The sequence below is a fragment of the Streptomyces lydicus genome (assembly GCF_001729485.1).
GTDB lineage: Bacteria > Actinomycetota > Actinomycetes > Streptomycetales > Streptomycetaceae > Streptomyces > Streptomyces lydicus_D.
Window position 1 is genome coordinate 814,927 of record NZ_CP017157.1, and the last position, 17,725, is coordinate 832,651.

15 protein-coding genes are annotated in these 17,725 nt (G+C 72.3%); 8 read left to right on the forward strand and 7 right to left on the reverse strand.

Annotated features, from left to right (window positions below):
* Nucleotides 1-376 precede the first annotated feature (376 nt).
* A complete protein-coding gene (locus SL103_RS03580; RefSeq protein WP_069567290.1) occupies nt 377-1,105 on the forward strand; it encodes a response regulator transcription factor in 729 nt (242 codons plus the stop codon).
* Nucleotides 1,106-1,117: 12 nt separating this feature from the next.
* Here SL103_RS03580 and SL103_RS03585 read toward each other — a convergent pair whose 3' ends face one another.
* Both SL103_RS03585 and SL103_RS03590 read right to left on the reverse strand, forming a co-directional pair.
* Complete coding sequence (locus SL103_RS03585) at nt 1,118-1,426, reverse strand: hypothetical protein (protein WP_069567292.1); 309 nt, start codon at nt 1,424-1,426, stop codon at nt 1,118-1,120.
* 32 nt (nt 1,427-1,458) lie between these two features.
* Nucleotides 1,459-3,129 (reverse strand): sodium:solute symporter family protein, encoded by a 1,671-nt coding sequence (locus tag SL103_RS03590; RefSeq protein ID WP_069573364.1) that lies wholly within the window; start codon nt 3,127-3,129, stop codon nt 1,459-1,461.
* A 270-nt stretch (nt 3,130-3,399) separates the two neighbouring features.
* On the opposite strand from SL103_RS03590, the gene galT reads away from it, so the two are divergent.
* The 4 genes from galT to SL103_RS03610 all read left to right on the forward strand — a co-directional run bounded on the left by galT (nt 3,400) and on the right by SL103_RS03610 (nt 7,709).
* The gene (gene galT / locus SL103_RS03595) at nt 3,400-4,461 is read left to right on the forward strand and encodes a galactose-1-phosphate uridylyltransferase (protein ID WP_069567294.1); all 1,062 of its coding nucleotides are present in this window, start codon (nt 3,400-3,402) and stop codon (nt 4,459-4,461) included.
* On the forward strand, nt 4,458-5,462 hold the full coding sequence (gene galE / locus SL103_RS03600; protein WP_069567295.1) for a UDP-glucose 4-epimerase GalE: 1,005 nt from the start codon (nt 4,458-4,460) through the stop codon (nt 5,460-5,462). Before galT ends, galE begins: the two co-directional genes overlap by 4 nt.
* Complete coding sequence (gene galK, locus SL103_RS03605; RefSeq protein WP_069567297.1) at nt 5,462-6,658, forward strand: galactokinase; 1,197 nt, start codon at nt 5,462-5,464, stop codon at nt 6,656-6,658. Before galE ends, galK begins: the two co-directional genes overlap by 1 nt.
* 274 nt (nt 6,659-6,932) lie before the next feature.
* Nucleotides 6,933-7,709: a response regulator transcription factor gene (locus SL103_RS03610; RefSeq protein WP_069567299.1), complete on the forward strand. Its 777-nt coding sequence runs from the start codon at nt 6,933-6,935 to the stop codon at nt 7,707-7,709.
* Nucleotides 7,710-7,761: 52 nt separating this feature from the next.
* Here SL103_RS03610 and SL103_RS03615 read toward each other — a convergent pair whose 3' ends face one another.
* From SL103_RS03615 to SL103_RS03625, 3 genes are all read right to left on the reverse strand, one after another.
* On the reverse strand, nt 7,762-9,759 hold the full coding sequence (locus SL103_RS03615) for a beta-galactosidase (protein WP_069567301.1): 1,998 nt from the start codon (nt 9,757-9,759) through the stop codon (nt 7,762-7,764).
* Between the two features lie 62 nt (nt 9,760-9,821).
* Nucleotides 9,822-10,616 carry an SDR family NAD(P)-dependent oxidoreductase gene (locus SL103_RS03620; protein WP_069567303.1) on the reverse strand — a complete coding sequence of 265 codons (795 nt, stop codon included), beginning with the start codon at nt 10,614-10,616 and terminating at the stop codon, nt 9,822-9,824.
* A 318-nt stretch (nt 10,617-10,934) separates the two neighbouring features.
* Nucleotides 10,935-11,432, reverse strand: coding sequence for a MarR family winged helix-turn-helix transcriptional regulator (locus tag SL103_RS03625; protein WP_033266521.1), 498 nt, complete (start codon nt 11,430-11,432; stop codon nt 10,935-10,937).
* A gap of 177 nt (nt 11,433-11,609) precedes the next feature.
* On the opposite strand from SL103_RS03625, the gene SL103_RS03630 reads away from it, so the two are divergent.
* Both SL103_RS03630 and SL103_RS03635 read left to right on the forward strand, forming a co-directional pair.
* Nucleotides 11,610-12,431, forward strand: a complete 822-nt coding sequence (locus tag SL103_RS03630) for a trans-aconitate 2-methyltransferase (RefSeq protein WP_069567304.1) — start codon at nt 11,610-11,612, stop codon at nt 12,429-12,431.
* 35 nt (nt 12,432-12,466) lie between these two features.
* On the forward strand, nt 12,467-12,844 hold the full coding sequence (locus tag SL103_RS03635; RefSeq protein WP_069567306.1) for a VOC family protein: 378 nt from the start codon (nt 12,467-12,469) through the stop codon (nt 12,842-12,844).
* 62 nt (nt 12,845-12,906) lie between these two features.
* Here SL103_RS03635 and SL103_RS03640 read toward each other — a convergent pair whose 3' ends face one another.
* Both SL103_RS03640 and SL103_RS03645 read right to left on the reverse strand, forming a co-directional pair.
* Nucleotides 12,907-13,593: a TetR/AcrR family transcriptional regulator gene (locus SL103_RS03640; RefSeq protein ID WP_069567308.1), complete on the reverse strand. Its 687-nt coding sequence runs from the start codon at nt 13,591-13,593 to the stop codon at nt 12,907-12,909.
* Between the two features lie 22 nt (nt 13,594-13,615).
* Entirely contained in the window at nt 13,616-14,626 is a 1,011-nt protein-coding gene (locus SL103_RS03645; RefSeq protein WP_069567310.1) for an acyl-CoA desaturase, read from the reverse strand.
* 297 nt (nt 14,627-14,923) lie between these two features.
* Between SL103_RS03645 and ppc the strand changes: the two genes are divergently transcribed.
* Nucleotides 14,924-17,686, forward strand: coding sequence for a phosphoenolpyruvate carboxylase (gene ppc, locus SL103_RS03650; protein WP_397741355.1), 2,763 nt, complete (start codon nt 14,924-14,926; stop codon nt 17,684-17,686).
* Nucleotides 17,687-17,725: the final 39 nt, after the last annotated feature.

Below are 17,725 nucleotides of genomic sequence, written 5' to 3' on the forward strand. Positions count from 1 at the left end.
GGACGAGAAACCGGCCAGGGGTTCTTTTTATTTTCAAACAGGGAGCGGGAGTTCGCGAAGGTACGGGTCGGCGAACGGCCTGACGAATGAGCGGTGCGGTGGGGGCGCGACCAGCCGCTCCGTAGGACATCGCCGCGCGACTCTCCGGCGGACCGCCCCTGCCGGCGGGGCCCCAGACGGCGCCCGCCAAGTAGGGGCACGTCCCGGGACCGGGCGTGGACAGCGCCAATCGGCCCCGAATGGGCGGGATTCCAGCATTCCGGGGGTCTTCTCCCCGGTAGGGGGCGCGCTTCGGCAGTCGAGCGTGTAGCTTCCCGGGGACGAGTGGCCCGGCCGGGGCCGCGCGGGGGCCCGCCGGGGTGGAGGGGGTTGCTCGATGGGCGTGCGGCTCATGGTGGTCGACGATCACCGTCTGCTCGCGGAGGCGCTCGCCTCGGCGCTGAAGCTGCGCGGGCACCGTGTGCTGGCGGCCGCCGCGCCGAGCGCGGGGGCCGCGGACCTGGTGGTGAGCCGGGCGCCGGAGGTGTGCCTGCTGGGCACCGCGCAGCCCGCCCAGCCGGGCGCGTTCGACCCGGTCGTGCGGATCAAGAAGGAGCGGCCGCAGGTCGCGGTGGTGGTGCTGGGGCCGGTGCCCAGCCCGCGCGGGATCGCCGCGGCCTTCGCGGCCGGGGCGTCGGGGTACGTCCGCAACGACGAGCGGATCGAGGGCGTGGAGCGCGCCATGATGAAGGCGCGGGCGGGGGAGTCGGCGGTCTCGCCGCAGCTGTTGCAGCAGGCTTTCGAGGAGTTGCTGCACCCCGCGGCGCAGCCGGACGACGAGGGCGCGCGGCTGCTGGAGCTGCTCACCCCGCGCGAGGTCGAGGTGCTGATGCGGGTCGCGGACGGCGAGGACACCCGGTTGATCGCGGCCGGGATGGACATCGCGCCGAGTACGGCGCGTACGCATGTCCAGCGGGTGCTGATGAAGCTGGAGGTGGGGTCCCGGCTGGAGGCGGCCGCGCTGGCGGCGCGTACCGGGCTGCTGGACCGGGCGGGCGGCGGCCGGGCCGCGCGGACGGCGACGGCGGGACCGGAGGATCCGGCCCCGCCGCGGCAGTCCGGGTGAGCGACGCCCGGTTCAGCCCTCCGCGGGCCCGTCCTCGGCAGCCGCCGCCAGTTCCGCAGCGGTCGGCGGGACGGCCGGCCGCAGCTTCAGCCAGACCAGGAAGAACAGGCCGAGGGCGAGCATGCCCAGGCCGGTCCACAGGTTGATGTTGATGTCCTGGGCCTTCTTGAGGTCCGCGTCGCCGGCCGTCAGCCCGGCGATGGTGACGATCACGCCGTAGACGACGAACAGGCCGCCGATGATGCGCCGTACGTCGAAGAGCCGCGCGGCGGTCGCCGATTCGCGTTCCAGCTCCTCGACCTCGTGCTGGTGGTCACTCATGGTGGGTCAACTCCGCTGGTGTGGGGCCGGTGTCAGAAGGAGAACGGGATGTAGCAGACGGCGGCGAGGACGACCGCGCCCCAGCCCAGCAGGGCCGGCCTGCGGTACCAGGCGTCGTCGCCCTCGGCGGGCAGCTCCTCCATGCCGGGGGACCTCGTGCCGTAGACCAGTCCGGCCAGCGACTCGGCGGGCCGGGGCTTGGTGACCAGGGTGACCACGACCATCACCAGCGCGCCGACGACGAAGGCGACGATCGAGGAGACGAAGTTGGCGCCCTGGTCGGAGGGGATCGCGATGATGCCCTGCTTGTAGAACCAGAAGTAGTTGACCATCGCGGCGGCGGTGCCGGACAACAGGCCCCAGAACCCGGCGGCGGCGCTGGTCCGCTTCCAGAACATGCCGATGATGAAGACCACGAACAGGGGGACGTTGAAGAAGGAGAACAGCGTCTGGAGGTAGTTCATGATGTTGCTGAAGGACGAGGCGATGAACGCGGTGCCCATGCCGATCAGCACGCCGACCGCGGTCACCACCCGGCCCGTCCTCAGGTAGTACGCGTCCTTGCGGCCCTTCTTCAGGTACGCGGCCCATATGTCGTTGGTGAAGACCGTGTTGAAGGACGAGACGTTGGCGGCCATACCGGCCATGAAGGCGGCGAGCAGACCGGTCACGGCGATGCCGAGCACGCCGTTGGGGAGCAGGTCGCGCATCAGCACCGGGATGGCGTCGTTGTACTGCAGCCCGTCCTTGGACTTGCCCAGCGTCGGCTCCATGACCAGCGCGATCAGGCCGGGCACCACGACGACCATGGGTATGAAGATTTTGGGGAAGGCGGCGATCAGCGGGGTGCGCCTGGCGGCGGAGAGGTTCTTCGCGGACAGCGCGCGCTGCACCTCGGCGAAGTTGGTGGTCCAGTAGCCGAAGCTCATCACGAAGCCGAGGCCGAGGACGATGGTGAGCCAGTTCGCGCCGAGCGGGTTGCCCTCACCGATGCCGGTGCCCTTCCAGGCGGTCAGGAACGCGTCGCCGTGCGAGGAGGTCAGCGAGTGGGTGAGGCCGTCCCAGCCGCCGACGCGCTTGAGGCCGACGACGGTCAGCGGGATCAGCGCGGCCAGGATGACGAAGAACTGCAGCACCTCGTTGTAGATCGCCGAGGACAGGCCGCCGATGGTGATGTACGCCAGCACGAAGAAGCCGGCGACCACGATGGCCACCCACTGCGGCCAGCCGAGCAGCGCCTGCAGCACGATCGCCATCGCGTAGAGGTTCACGCCCGCGATCAGAACGGACGAGACGGCGAAGATGATCGAGGAGAGCAGGTGCGAGGAGGGGCCGAAGCGGTGCAGCAGGAACTCGGGCACCGAGCGGACCTTGGAGCCGTAGTAGAACGGCATCATCACCAGGCCGAGGAAGACCATCGCCGGGATGGCGCCGATCCAGTACCAGTGGACGGTGTAGGCCCCGTACTGCGCGCCGTTGGCGGCCATGCCGAGGATCTCGGTGGCGCCGAGGTTGGCGGCGACGAAGGCCAGGCCGGTGACCCAGGCGGGCAGTGACCGCCCGGAGAGGAAGAAGTCCAGGCTCGTCCGCACGCTCCGTTTGGCCGCGAATCCGATGCCGAGGACGACGATGAAGTAGAGGGCCAGGATCGTGTAGTCGAGCCCGTTGGTGGGGAGCCGTAGCCCTTCGGCCAGGGTGATCATGTCGGAGCTCACTTCCGGGGGTCCGGGGTCGCCCCCGGAGGACGCGTCATTGCGTGCGAACTGAACGCACAGAAAGCTACGCGCGGCCGGTCAGAAACTGAACACTTTTGTTCGATCGAGTTGTTGGATCGTGATGCGACAGCCCGGTATGCGCCGGTATGGGGTGGCCTGGACGGCCCGTACGGGCGACATTGACGGCAGTGTTTAGTTGTGCTTCATTGTGTTTGTTTGTGTTTGCTCGGCGGTGGTGTGTGCGATGAGGAGCTCCCGGTGAAGAAGACGACGACCCGGCTCGCGGACGGCCGGGAGCTGATCTACTACGACTCGCGTGACGACGTCGTACGCGATGCCCCCGACCCGCGCCCCCTCGACCCCGTCGCCACCGCCTCCGAGATCCGCCACGACCGGCTCCTCGGCGACCGGGTCGCCGTCGCCTCGCACCGCCAGGCCCGCACCTACCACCCCCCGGCCGACGAGTGCCCGCTGTGCCCCTCGCGCGAGGGCCGGCACTCCGAGATCCCCGCCGCCGACTACGACGTCGTCGTCTTCGAGAACCGCTTCCCCTCCCTCGCCGGCGACCACGGCCGCTGCGAGGTCGTCTGCTTCACCCCCGACCACGCGGCGTCCTTCGCCGACCTCACCGAGGAGCAGGCCGCGCTCGTCCTCGCCGCCTGGACCGACCGCACCGCCGAACTCTCCCAACTCCCCGGCGTCGAGCAGGTCTTCTGCTTCGAGAACCGCGGCCGCGAGATCGGCGTCACCCTCGGCCACCCGCACGGCCAGATCTACGCCTACCCCTTCACCACCCCCCGCACCGAGCGGATGCTGCGCTCCCTCGCCGCGCACCGCGAGACCACCGGCGGCAACCTCTTCGACGAGGTGGTCGCCGACGAGCTGGCCGACGGCCGCCGCGTCGTCCTGGAGGGCGAGCACTGGGTGGCCTTCGTCCCGTACGCCGCCCACTGGCCCTACGAGGTGCACCTCTACCCCCGGCGCCGGGTGCCCGACCTGCTCGCCCTCGACGACGCCGCGCGCACAGAATTCCCACAGATCTATCTGGAAGTATTGCGGCGCTTCGACCGGATCTTCGACGGTGGGGAAGACGGGCAGGACACCCCGCCGACGCCGTACATCGCCGCCTGGCACCAGGCTCCGCTGCGCGCCGCACAGCGCGACGAATTCGCACTCCACCTCGAGCTTTTCACCATTCGACGGACTTCCGGCAAGCTGAAGTTCCTCGCGGGTTCCGAATCCGGCATGAACGTGTTCATCAACGACGTGCCGCCGGAGGCCGCGGCCGAGCGACTGCGAGAGGTAGCAAGCAAGTCATGAGCAAGCCTGAGTCTGGCAAGTACCTGGTGACGGGCGGGGCCGGTTACGTCGGAAGCGTGGTGGCCCAGCACCTGCTGGAGGCCGGCCACGCCGTGACCGTCCTGGACAACCTCTCCACCGGCTTCCGCGCGGGCGTCCCCGCCGGCGCCGAGTTCATCGAGGGCGACATCCGCGACGCCGCCAGGTGGCTGGACTCCACCTACGACGCGGTGCTGCACTTCGCCGCGTTCTCGCAGGTCGGCGAGTCCGTCGTGAAGCCCGAGAAGTACTGGGACAACAACGTCGGCGGCACCATGGAGCTGCTCGCGGCGATGCGCACGGCGGGCGTGCGCAAGCTCGTCTTCTCCTCCACCGCCGCGACCTACGGCGAGCCGGTGAGCACCCCGATCACCGAGTCCGACCCGACCGCCCCCACCTCCCCCTACGGCGCCAGCAAGCTCGCCGTCGACCACATGATCAGCGGGGAGGCGGCCGCCCACGGCCTGGCCGCCGTCTCGCTGCGCTACTTCAACGTCGCCGGCGCCTACGGCGACTGCGGCGAGCGGCACGACCCCGAGTCGCACCTCATCCCGCTCGTCCTCCAGGTCGCCCAGGGCAAGCGCGAGGCGATCTCCGTCTACGGCGACGACTACCCCACCCCCGACGGCACCTGCGTCCGCGACTACATCCACGTCGCCGACCTCGCCGAGGCCCACCTGCTCGCCCTCACCGCGGCCACCGCCGGCGAGCACCTGATCTGCAACCTCGGCAACGGCAACGGCTTCTCCGTACGCGAGGTCATCGAGACCGTCCGCAAGGTCACCGGCCACCCCGTCCCGGAGGTCGCCGCCCCGCGCCGCGGCGGCGACCCCGCCGTCCTGGTGGCCTCCGCGCAGACCGCCGTCGACCGCCTCGGCTGGCGCCCCAGCCGCGCCGACCTCGCCGGAATCGTCGCCGACGCCTGGCAGTTCACGCAGAACCTCGACCGCGCCCACCACCACGACGAGCCGAAGGGGCCCTGATGTCCGCTCACGGAGCCGCCACCCCGACCACCGAGCGCCCGCACGGCGCTCAGCACACCGCGGAGCGGTTCGCCGCGGTGTACGGCACCGCCCCCCAGGGCATCTGGGCGGCGCCCGGCCGGGTCAACCTGATCGGTGAACACACCGATTACAACGACGGTTTCGTGATGCCGCTGGCCCTCCCGCACACCACCCTCGCCGCCGCCGCGCCCCGCACCGACGGGGTGCTGCGGCTGCACTCCGGCGGCGCCGACGGCGGCATCGTCGAACTGCGCCTGGACGAACTGCGCCCGGCGCCCGGAGCCGGCTGGGCCGCCTACCCGGCGGGCATCGTCTGGGCGATGCGGGAGGCCGGCCTGCCCGTGGGCGGCGCGGACCTGCACTACGACAGCACGGTGCCCACCGGCGCCGGACTGTCCTCCTCCGCGGCCCTGGAGGTCGCCACCGCCCTCGCGCTCAACGACCTCTACGGCCTCGGCCTGGAACGGCAGCGGCTGGCGCAGCTCGCCCAGCGGGCCGAGAACGCCTTCGTCGGCGTGCCCTGCGGGATCATGGACCAGACCGCGGCCGCCTGCTGCACCGAGGGCCACGCCCTGTTCCTGGACACCCGCGACCTCACCCGCCGCCAGGTCCCCTTCGACCTGGCGGCGGAGGGACTGCGGCTGCTGGTGGTCGACACCCGCGTCCAGCACGAGCTCGGCGACGGCGCGTACGCCGAGCGGCGCGCCGGCTGCGAGAGCGGCGCGCGGGCGCTCGGCGTACGGGCCCTGCGCGACGTGGCCGCCCCGCACCTGCCCGAGGCACTGGCGAAACTGGCCGACCGGCCCGATGTACAGGCCCTGGTCCGGCACATCGTCACCGAGAACCACCGCGTCGAACAGGTCGTCGCCTGCCTGGACGCGGGCCGCACCCGCGCCATCGGCCCGCTGTTGACGGCCGGCCACGCCTCGCTCCGCGACGACTTCAAGATCTCCTGCCGGGAACTCGACCTCGCCGTCGACACCGCCAACGCCGCCGGCGCCCTCGGCGCCCGGATGACCGGCGGCGGCTTCGGCGGCTCGGCGATCGTGCTCGTCGAGGAGACCGCCGCCCGGGCCGTCGGCACGGCCGTCACCGAGGCGTTCGCGGCCGCCGGCCACGCCGCCCCCCGCATCTTCGAGGCCGTCCCGAGCGCGGGAGCACGCCGGCTCGACTAGCAGGGCGGACGACGGGCGCGCGTCCACCGGACGTCCGCCAAATGGCCCCGCCGGGGGAGGAGTTTCGCCAATCACCTTCCCTTGCCGCACCCCGTCCGTACGCTGAGACACTGCACCGGTGGGGGCCGGTGCTGATCAGGGGGCGAGACCGTTCGGGTACGGCGTCCCGGGTGGGGGTAGTCATGTCGGCACGGCGGCGGCCGTGTTCGCTGAGGCGATCTTCAATCCGGGCGGCGTGCCCGCTATGGTCCGTTCACCGAGACAGGGGGTCTCTGTGCAACGCATCCGGGTTCTGGTGGTCGACGACCACCGCATCTTCGCCGAATCCCTGGCAGCCGCGCTCGCCGCGGAACAGGACGTGGACGTCGCGGCGGCGGGCAGCGCGCCCGCCGCGCTGCGCAGTCTGGACCGGGCGGCCACCGACGGCCGCCGGTTCGACGTGCTGCTCGCCGACGCCGACCTCGCCGCGCCGCTCCTCGCGGTGCCCGCGCAGGCGCCGGGCCCGGCCCGGGAGGCCGTCCCGCGCCCCTGCCCGCGCGACGGCATCGCGCTGGTGTCCGGCCTGCGCACCAGCCACCCGTACCTGCGCACGGTCGTCCTCGCCGACCGCGACGACCCGCGCCGCGCGGCCGCCGCGCTGCAGGCCGGCGCCTCGGGCTGGGTCGCCAAGGACTGCTCGCTGTCCCGGCTGCTGGCCGTGATCCGCGGCGTCCTGCGCGACGAGACGCATCTGCCGCCGGCACTGCTGACCGGTGTCCTGCGCGAGCTGACGGCCGCCCGCAAACACCGCTCGGAGAGCGAGCGGCTGGTGGAGTCGCTGACGCCGCGCGAGCGCGAGGTGCTGCGCTGCATGGTGGCGGGGCTGGGCCGCAAGGCGGTCGCCGAGCGGCTCTTCCTCTCCCCGCACACCGTCCGTACGCACATGCAGAACGTCCTGGGCAAGCTCGGGGTGCACTCGACCCTCGCGGCGGTGGCGCTGGCCCGCCGGGCCGGGGTCGGCCCGGTCGAGCTGGAGGCGGCGGCCGCGGCGGCCTCGGTGCCGGTGCCGTAGGGCCCGTCCTTCGAGCGACGCGCCCCGGGGCTCCGGCGCCGCGGGCGCGGCGTCAGCCGTCCGTGAGCACGGCCACGCCCCGGGCGGCCAGCGTGATCCGCCCGACGGGCGTCCGCGCCGGTCCGTCCGCGGCGGCCAGCGCGTCGTACAGCGGCTCCGGCAGGTCCACCTCGACCGCCGACGCCCCGTGGTTGAGCAGGAAGACGTACCGCCCGGAGGCGCCCTCGCGGACGGTGGCCTGGACACCGGCCGGCAGCCCCGGCAGCACCGGCGCCGCCCCGGCCGCCTCCCGCACGTCGTCCAGCAGGGCCCGCATCAGCGCCGGCTCCGGCCGGGTGCCGACGTACCAGACGGTGCCCTGCCCGTAGGAGTGCCGGGTCAGCGCGGGCCGCCCGGCGAGGTCACCGTCCGTGAAACGGGCCAGCGCCTCGGCGCCTTCGAGGTCGAGGGCCTCCGACCACAGGTCCGCACGGCCCGCGTAGTCGCCGTCGCCGATGCCGACCGTACGGCCCGCTTCCAGTGGCCAGAACTCCTCCACCCGCAGCCCCAGCAGCTCCCGCAGCGGTGCCGGGTAGCCGCCCGGGTGCACCCGGTCGTGCGCGTCGACGATCCCGGAGAAGAACGACACCAGCAGCCGCCCACCGCCGCGTACGTAGGCCGCCAGCCGCTCGGCGTCGGCCGCGGTCAGCAGGTACAGATTGGGGACGACCACCAGCCGGTAGCCGGACAGTTCGCGCTGCGGCGGCACCACGTCGCACGCCACGCCCGCCTCGAACAGCGGCCGGTAGTGGTCCAGCGCGATCCGGGAGTGGTCCAGCGCGGTCGACGGCTTGGAGTCCAGCTCCACCGCCCACCAGCTGTGCCAGTCCGCCAGCAGCGCCACCTCGGCCCGCGACCGGCTCCCCTCGATGTCCGGGACCGACGCCAGCTCCCGCCCCAGCGTCGCCACCTCCCGGAAGATCCGGGTGTCGGTCCCGCCGTGCGGCAGCATCGCCGAGTGGAACTTCTCCGCGCCGCCCAGCGACTGCCGCCACTGGAAGTACAGCACCGCGTCCGCGCCCTGGGCGACGGCCTGCCAGCTCCACAGCCGCATCGCGCCGGGCGGCTTGGGGCCGTTGCGGGGCCGCCAGTTGACGGCGCTCGGCGCCTGTTCGAGCAGCAGCCACGGCTGGCCGGAACGCGCCGAGCGCATCAGGTCGAAGACGTAGCCCGCCCGGATGTGGTCGTCGGGCGCGTGCGGGTCCTGGTAGAAGTCCAGCGCCATCGCGTCCATGTGCGGCGCCCAGGCGAACGCGTCGACCGGCTTGTGCTGCGGCATCAGATTGGTGGTGACCGGCACCTCGGGGGTCAGGCGGGTGAGGACCTCCTTCTCGGCGAGGTAGCAGGCGCGCAGCGCCTCGTCGCCGAAGCGCCAGTAGTCCAGCTGCTGGGCCGGGTTGGGGAAGGTGGGGGCGGTGCGCGGCGGCAGTACCTCGTCGAACGTGCCGTAGCCCTGCGACCAGAAGGCCGTCGACCAGGCGGCGTTGAGCGCCTCGACGCTCCCGTAGCGCTCGCGCAGCCAGCGCCGGAAGTCCTCGGCGGAGACCTCGCAGAAGCACTGGCGGGTGTGGCAGCCGTACTCGTTGCCCACGTGCCACATGGCGAGGGCCGGGTGGCCGGCGTAGCGGGTGGCGAGCTGCTCGACGAGGCGTACGGCGTGGGCGCGGTAGACGGGACTGGAGGGGCAGTAGTGCTGCCGGCCGCCGGGCCAGCGGCGCTGTCCGTCGGGGCCCTCGGGCAGGATCCCGGGGTGCGCGTGGGAGAGCCAGGGGGGCGGGGAGGCGGTCATGGTCGCCAGGCAGACGGCGATCCCGGCGCCCGCCAGGCCGTCCATGACGCGGTCGAACCAGTCGAAGTCCCACTGCCCGGGCCGGGGTTCGACCTTCGCCCAGGAGAAGATCCCGGCGGTGACCATGGTGACGTGGGCCGCCTTCATCAGCTTCAGATCCTCGGCCCACACCTCCTCGGGCCACTGCTCGGGGTTGTAGTCGCCGCCGAAATGGATGCCCATGGATCCCCCTACGGATCGAGGCGCGGGCGGGGCGCGAGGGTCCCGCCCGCGGCCGGCTCAGCTCACGATGAGTTCTTGTACACGCTCCAGCCGCCGTCCACGACGAGGCTCGCACCGGTGACGTAGGACGCGTCGGAGGAGAGCAGGAAGGTGATCGCGGCGGCGACCTCCTCGGGCCGCCCCAGCCGCCGCGCGGCCGTCTCCGCGGCGCTGGCCTGCCGCTGCTCCTCGCCGATGCCGTCCCAGGCCGCGGTCAGCACCGGGCCCGGCAGTACGCTGTTGACCCGCACCTCCGGGCCGTATTCGACGGCCAGTTGACGCCCCAGGCCGGTCAGTCCGGCCTTGGCCGCGGCGTAGGCGGGCCGGCCGGGCAGCCCGATCAGGGCATGCACCGACGAGGTCAGCACCACCGCGCCGTGCCGCGCCCGCAGGTCGTCCAGGGCGGCCCGTACGCCGAGGAAGGAGCCGGTCAGATTGACCGCGAGCTGCCGGTCCCAGTCCGCGAGCGGGGTCTCGCCGGCCGCCGCCACGTACGGCAGGAAGGCGTTGCTGACCAGGCCGTCCACCGGGCCGTAGCGCCGCCGGGCGGCCTCGACCGCCCGCCGCCAGTCGTCCTCACCGGCCACGTCGCAGTGCTCGTACGAGGCCCGGCCGCCCGCCGCCCGGATGCGGCGCGCGAGGTGCTCGCCGCGCGCGTCGTCGATGTCCAGCAGCAGGACGCCGGCGCCCTCGGCCGCCAGCCGGTCGGCGGTGGCCGCCCCGATGCCGGCGGCCGCCCCGGTCACCAGGACCGTACGGCCCTCGAACCGCCTGCCGTACGGGCCGTTCGGCGGGTGCGGTGCGCGCTGCTGGCTCATGGCGCGATCCAAGTGCACAACGCGAGCGGGGGGCAAGGGGACGGGATACGGGAGGGGCGCGCGCCGCATTATGGGGCGCATTCGACTGGCTCGCGCGCCCCCAATTCGCGCGTGGAACACCTGTCGTGCGCGGTGGTGGGACCCCCGTCGACCGCGGGCGCACCCGGCCCCGCGACCTCGGCACACAGCGCCCGCGCCGTATGCCCGGGAGCGCACGCCCCCCGCCTGCCCCGGAAAACGGCCGACGCCCGGCCGCGCCTTCTCCGATCATCAGCCCGGAACGCCGTGGGACCACGCCCGCCCCGGTGCCGCCGGACGCTAGCCCGGGGTGTTGTCGAACGGCCCGGTCAACCGCCGCAGCAGTCCGGCCAGTTCGCGGCGCTGCTGGGGGGAGAGCTCGGCCAGGATGGCGCGTTCCTGGACGAGCAGCCCGGCCAGTGACTGATCGGCCTTGTCACGGCCCTCGGCGGTCAGCCGGACCAGCACTCCCCGCCGGTCGCTGGGGTCGGGCAGCCGCTCGACGAGGTCCTTCTTGACGAGCCGGTCGATCCGGTTGGTCATCGTCCCGGAGGTGACCAGAGTCTGGGTCAGCAGCGCCCCGGGGGAGAGCTGGTACGGCGCCCCGGCGCGGCGCAGTGCCGTCAGCACGTCGAACTCCCAGGGCTCCAGGCCCACCTCGGCGAACGCGATCCGGCGGGCCCGGTCGAGGTGTCTGGCCAGCCTGGACACGCGGCTGAGGACCTCGAGCGGCTCCACGTCGAGGTCCGGGCGCTCACGGCGCCATGCAGCAACCAGCCGGTCGACCTCGTCCTCCATGACGATCAGTGTAGAGGGTCTGTCGACATGAAGTCTCTTGACGTCGAGATATATTTCGCTGGACTATGGGGCATCGTCGGCGGAGGCTCGGTTTCCGGCCGAGTCGGCCCGATCCAGACCGTGCAACACACCGTGCCAGCCTTGCGCCAACCCTGCACAGCGAAAGGGTTTACGACCATGCACGACGCGCCAACCTGGGACCCGCAGCAGTACCTCCGCCACTCCGGGCACCGCACCCGCCCCTTCCACGACCTGCTCGCCCGGATATCCGAGCTCCCGCGGCAGGACCGCCCCGCCCGCATCGCCGACCTCGGCTGCGGCCCGGGCAACGTCACCGCCCTGCTCGCCGCCCGTTGGCCCGACGCGCACATCACCGGATACGACAACTCCCCGGAGATGCTCAAGGAAGCCGAGAACCACGCCGGCCCCACCCCCGGCGGCGGACACCTCGACTTCGCGCCCGCCGACGCCGCGGACTGGGCGCCCGAGGAGCCGTACGACCTGATCGTCTCCAACGCGGCGCTGCAATGGGTCCCCAACCACCCGGAATCCTTCGCCCGCTGGATCGACGCCCTCACCCCCGGCGGCACCTTCGCCTTCCAGGTCCCCGGCAACTTCACCTCACCGAGCCACGCCCTGCTCGGCGAGCTGTGCGACTCCCCCCAGTGGCGCGAGCGCCTCACCACCCACGGCCGCCGCTACGTCCACGTCCTCGAACCGGCCGCCTACCTGGAGCGCCTCACCGACCTCGGCTGCGCCGCCGATGTCTGGGAGACCACCTACGTCCAGCTCCTCCAGGGCGACGACCCGGTCCTCGACTGGGTCAAGGGCACCGCCCTGCGCCCCGTCCTGACCGCCCTCGAAAACGATCAGGCCGCCCTGGACGCGTTCCTCGCCGAATACCGCGACGCCCTCCGCAAGGCATACCCCACCGGCCCCCACGGCACCGTCTTCCCCTTCCGCCGCATCTTCGCCCTCGCCCGGAAACCCCTCGGCTGACCCCGTCCGCCTCACCCCTCGGAGGTGACGTACCCGTGATCACCGGCCTCGACCATGTCCAGCTCGCCGCGCCCCCCGGCACCGAAGACGCCCTGCGGGCCTACTACGGGGACCTCCTCGGCATGACCGAGCTCCCCAAGCCCCCGGCCCTCGCCGCACAAGGCTGCTGGTTCGAGGCCGGCACGGCCCAGCTCCACCTCGGCACCGACCCGTCCTTCCGCCCCGCCCGGAAGGCCCACCCGGGCCTCCGCGTCACCGACATCGACGCCCTCGCCACCCGCCTGACCGCCGCCGGCGCCCCCGTCGCCTGGGACGACAACCTCCCGGGCCACCGCCGCTTCCACACCACCGACCCGGTGGGCAACCGCCTGGAATTCCTGGAGCCGATGCCTCCGGCCCCCACACACGACTGACCCCGCCGCCACGGCAGGCCGACGGGGGGACGGTCTCCGGGGCCTTCCCCGGCCCCGCCCGTTCAGTTCTTGCGGTGCCCTATGAGGCGGGGCCTGGCCTCCAGGTTGCCCAGGCCGTGCCAGGCGAGGTTGACGAGGTGGGCGGCCACCTCGGCCTTCTTGGGTTTGCGGGTGTCGACCCACCACTGGCCGGTCAGGGCGACCATGCCGACCAGGGCCTGGGCGTAGAGCGGGGCCAGCTTGGGGTCGAAGCCGCGGGCCTTGAATTCCAGGCCGAGGATGTCCTCGACCTGGGTGGCGATATCGCTGATCAGAGACGCGAAGGTGCCGGTCGACTGGGCGACGGGGGAGTCGCGGACCAGGATGCGGAAGCCGTCGGTGTACGTCTCGATGTAGTCGAGGAGGGCGAACGCGGCCTGTTCGAGGAGCTCGCGGGGATGGCCGGCGGTCAGCGCGCCGGTCACCATGTCCAGCAGCTGGCGCATCTCGCGGTCCACCACCACCGCGTACAGGCCCTCCTTGCCGCCGAAGTGCTCGTAGACGACCGGTTTGGAGACGCCGGCCTTCGCGGCGATCTCCTCCACGGACGTGCCTTCGTACCCGCGCTCGGCGAAGAGCGTGCGACCGATGTCCAGCAGCTGCTGCCGGCGCTCGGCACCGGTCATCCGGACCCTGCGGGCCCGGCGCGTCGCCGCGGCCGGAGAAGGTTTGCCCTTGCTGTCGTTCGTGCTGCTGTTGTCGATCGCCACCCGTCAATCATGCCTTCCTCAGCTACCGCTGGGGGGTAACCCCAGCGGCGGCCGTCTCCTGGCGCCGGGCGTCGATGCGGGACGCGTTCGGCCAGCGGACGTCGTACGCCCACCCGGCCTTCTCGAACCAGCGGATCAGCCGCGCGCTGGAGTCGAGCTGGCCCTTCAGCACGCCGTGCCGGGCGCAGGTCGGGTCCGCGTGGTGCAGGTTGTGCCAGGACTCGCCGCAGGACAGCACCGCCAGCCACCACACGTTGCCGGAGCGGTCCCGGGACTTGAACGGGCGCTTGCCCACCGCGTGGCAGATGGAGTTGATCGACCAGGTGACGTGGTGGAGCAGCGCCACGCGCACCAGCGAACCCCAGAAGAACGCCGACAGGGCGCCCTGCCACGACCACGTCACCAGGCCGCCCACCACCGGCGGGATCAGCAGCGACAGCGTCGTCCACAGGACGAACTGGCGGGAGACGGTGCGGATCGCGTCGTCCTTGATCAGGTCCGGCGCGTACTTGTGCTGCGGCGTCTGCTCCTCGTCGAACATCCAGCCGATGTGCGCCCACCACAGGCCCTTCATCAGGGCCGGCACCGTGTCACCGAACCGCCACGGGGAGTGCGGGTCGCCCTCGGCGTCGGAGAACTTGTGGTGCTTGCGGTGGTCCGCCACCCAACGGACCAGAGGGCCCTCGACGGCCAGCGACCCCATGATCGCCAACGCGATCCGCAGCGGCCGCTTCGCCTTGAAGGCGCCGTGGGTGAAGTAGCGGTGGAAGCCGATCGTGATGCCGTGGCAGCCGATGTAATACATCACCGTCATCAGGGCCAGGTCCAGCCAGCTCACCCCCCAGCCCCAGGCCAGCGGCACCGCGGCCACCAGCGCCACGAACGGCACGGTGATGAACAGCAGCAGCGTGATCTGTTCGAGCGACCTGCGCTGCTCGCCACCCAGCGTCGCCGACGGCATCGGCGTGCCGGCCGCGACGGGCGAATCGGTGGAAAGAGGCGGATCCTCTACGGCTTCAGAACCTACGGTCATGGTGTCCCTCGTCGGGGGTTCGGGGGCACGGCTACGGCTACGGGACCGTAACCTACGGTGTCGTAAGTATGGCAGTGCCGCCGCTGCGGGCAAGGGCGTGACAGGCCCCACACCCACCGTCCCGGTAGATGCCCACCCACCGGACGGTGTGATCCGCCGAGACCGGGCAGACCTATCCTGGGGACGTCGGACAGCGCGGTCCGCACCCGCCCGCATCAGACAGTCCACGCGTCGCCCGCCACCCCCACCCCACGAGGCGCGGTGCAACGCCCCTGATCGCTGCAAGGAGCCGCACCTGTGAGCAGTGCCGACATCAACCCCGCCGCGCCCACCGCGGGCGACGCCACCGCCGGCACCGGCGACAACATCGCCCTGCGCGCCGACATCCGCCGCCTCGGCGACCTCCTCGGCGAGACCCTTGTCCGGCAGGAAGGCCCCGCCCTTCTCGACCTCGTCGAGCAGGTCCGCGCCCTGACCCGGTCCGACGGCGAAGCCGCCGCCCGCCTCCTCGGCGACACCGACCTGGCCACCGCCGCGAAGCTCGTACGCGCCTTCTCGACGTACTTCCACCTCGCCAACGTCACCGAGCAGGTCCACCGCGGCCGCGAGCTGCGCGCCCGTCGCGCCGCGGAGGGCGGCATCCTCGCCCGCACCGCCGACATGCTCAAGGACGCGGACCCCGAGCACCTCCGGCAGACCGCCGCCAACCTCGGGGTACGCCCCGTCTTCACCGCACACCCCACCGAGGCCGCCCGGCGCTCCGTCCTCACCAAGCTCCGCAAGATCGCCGAGCTGCTCGACAGCACCGACCCCGCCGAGCGCCGCCGCGCCGACCTGCGCCTCGCCGAGAGCATCGACCTCATCTGGCAGACCGACGAACTGCGGGTGGCCCGCCCCGAGCCCACCGACGAGGCCCGCAACGCCATCTACTACCTCGACGAACTCGGCCGCGGCGCGGTCGGCGACGTCCTGGAGGACCTCGCCGCCGAGCTGGAGCGCGCCGGCACCCAGCTGCCCGCCGGCACCCGCCCGCTCACCTTCGGCACCTGGATCGGCGGCGACCGCGACGGCAACCCCAACGTCACCCCCCAGGTCACCTGGGACGTCCTGATCCTCCAGCACGAACACGGCATCACCGACGCGCTGGAACACGTCGACGAGCTGCGCGGCGCGCTGTCCAACTCCATCCGCAACTGCGGCGCCACCGAGGACCTGCTGGCCTCCCTGGACCGCGACCTCCAGGCGCTCCCCGAGATCAGCCCCCGCTACAAGCGCCTCAACAGCGAAGAGCCGTACCGCCTCAAGGCCACCTGCATCCGGCAGAAGCTCGTCAACACGCGCGACCGCCTCGCCGGCGACACCCCCCACGTCCCCGGCCGCGACTACCTCGGCACCGCCGAACTCCTCGACGACCTGGCCCTCATCCAGACGTCGCTGCGCGAACACCGCGGCGGCCTCGTCGCCGACGGCCACCTCGAACGCACCCTCCGCACCATCGCCGCGTTCGGCCTGCAGCTCGCCACCATGGACGTTCGCGAGCACGCCGACGCCCACCACCACGCGCTCGGCCAGCTCTTCGACCGCCTCGGCGAGGAGTCCTGGCGCTACGTGGACATGCCGCGCGACTACCGCCGCAAGCTCCTCGCCAAGGAACTGCGCTCCCGGCGCCCCCTCGCCCCCACCCCGCCGCCCCTCGACGAGGCCGGCGCCAAGACGCTCGGCGTCTTCCGCACCATCCTCAAGGCCAAGGAGACCTTCGGCCCCGAGGTCGTCGAGTCGTACATCATCTCGATGTGCCAGGGCTCCGACGACGTCTTCGCCGCGGCCGTCCTCGCCCGCGAGGCCGGACTCCTCGACCTGCACGCCGGGTGGGCCAAGATCGGCATCGTCCCGCTGCTGGAAACCACCGAAGAGCTCAAGATCGCCGACCAGCTGCTCGACGAGATGCTCTCCGACCCCTCCTACCGCCGCCTCGTCGCCCTCCGCGGCGACGTCCAGGAGGTCATGCTCGGCTACTCCGACTCCTCCAAGTTCGGCGGCATCACCACCAGCCAGTGGGAGATCCACCGCGCCCAGCGCCTGCTGCGCGACGTCGCCCACCGGCACGGCGTACGCCTGCGCCTGTTCCACGGCCGCGGCGGCACCGTCGGCCGCGGCGGCGGCCCCTCCCACGACGCGATCCTCGCCCAGCCCTACGGCACCCTCGAAGGCGAGATCAAGGTCACCGAGCAGGGCGAAGTCATCTCCGACAAGTACCTCGTGCCGTCATTGGCCCGCGAGAACCTCGAACTGACCGTCGCGGCGACCCTCCAGGCATCCGCCCTGCACACCGCCCCCCGCCAGTCCGACGAAGCCCTCGCCCGCTGGGACGCGGCCATGGAGACCGTCTCCGAGGCCGCCCACGGCTCCTACCGCCGCCTCGTCGAGGACCCCGACCTGCCGGCGTACTTCCTCGCCTCCACGCCGGTCGACCAGCTCGCCGACCTGCACCTGGGCTCGCGGCCCTCCCGTCGCCCCGGCTCGGGCGTCTCGCTCGACGGACTGCGCGCCATCCCCTGGGTGTTCGGCTGGACCCAGTCCCGGCAGATCGTCCCCGGCTGGTTCGGCGTCGGCACCGGCCTCAAGGCCGCCCGCGAAGCGGGACTCGACACCGTCCTCGACGAAATGCACGAGCACTGGCACTTCTTCCGCAACTTCCTGTCCAACGTCGAGATGACGCTGGCCAAGACCGACCTGCGGATCGCCCAGCACTACGTCGACACCCTCGTCCCCGACGAGCTCAAGCACATCTTCGACGTCATCAAGGCCGAACACGAGCTCACCGTCGCCGAGGTCCTGCGCATCACCGGGGAGAAGGAACTCCTCGACGCGAGCCCCGTGCTCAAGCAGACCTTCCACATCCGCGACGCCTACCTCGACCCGATCTCCTACCTCCAGGTCTCCCTGCTGCACCGCCAGCGCACCGCCGCCGAACGCGGCGACGAGGCCGACCCGGTCCTCGCCCGCGCCCTGCTCCTCACCGTCAACGGCGTCGCCGCGGGCCTGCGCAACACCGGCTGACCCGCATCCGCACACGACGGCGGCCCGTCCACTCCCCGG

What these genes read in the sequence shown, in the direction of transcription:
- SL103_RS03580 (WP_069567290.1), top strand. Translation starts at nt 377, where the DNA reads ATGGGCGTGCGGCTCATGGTGGTCGACGATCACCGTCTGCTCGCGGAG.
- SL103_RS03630 (WP_069567304.1), top strand. Translation starts at nt 11,610, where the DNA reads ATGCACGACGCGCCAACCTGGGACCCGCAGCAGTACCTCCGCCACTCC.
- galE (WP_069567295.1), top strand. Translation starts at nt 4,458, where the DNA reads ATGAGCAAGCCTGAGTCTGGCAAGTACCTGGTGACGGGCGGGGCCGGT.
- galK (WP_069567297.1), top strand. Translation starts at nt 5,462, where the DNA reads ATGTCCGCTCACGGAGCCGCCACCCCGACCACCGAGCGCCCGCACGGC.
- SL103_RS03590 (WP_069573364.1), bottom strand. Translation starts at nt 3,129, where the DNA reads ATGATCACCCTGGCCGAAGGGCTACGGCTCCCCACCAACGGGCTCGAC.
- SL103_RS03645 (WP_069567310.1), bottom strand. Translation starts at nt 14,626, where the DNA reads ATGACCGTAGGTTCTGAAGCCGTAGAGGATCCGCCTCTTTCCACCGAT.
- SL103_RS03585 (WP_069567292.1), bottom strand. Translation starts at nt 1,426, where the DNA reads ATGAGTGACCACCAGCACGAGGTCGAGGAGCTGGAACGCGAATCGGCG.
- SL103_RS03615 (WP_069567301.1), bottom strand. Translation starts at nt 9,759, where the DNA reads ATGGGCATCCATTTCGGCGGCGACTACAACCCCGAGCAGTGGCCCGAG.
- SL103_RS03625 (WP_033266521.1), bottom strand. Translation starts at nt 11,432, where the DNA reads ATGGAGGACGAGGTCGACCGGCTGGTTGCTGCATGGCGCCGTGAGCGC.
- SL103_RS03620 (WP_069567303.1), bottom strand. Translation starts at nt 10,616, where the DNA reads ATGAGCCAGCAGCGCGCACCGCACCCGCCGAACGGCCCGTACGGCAGG.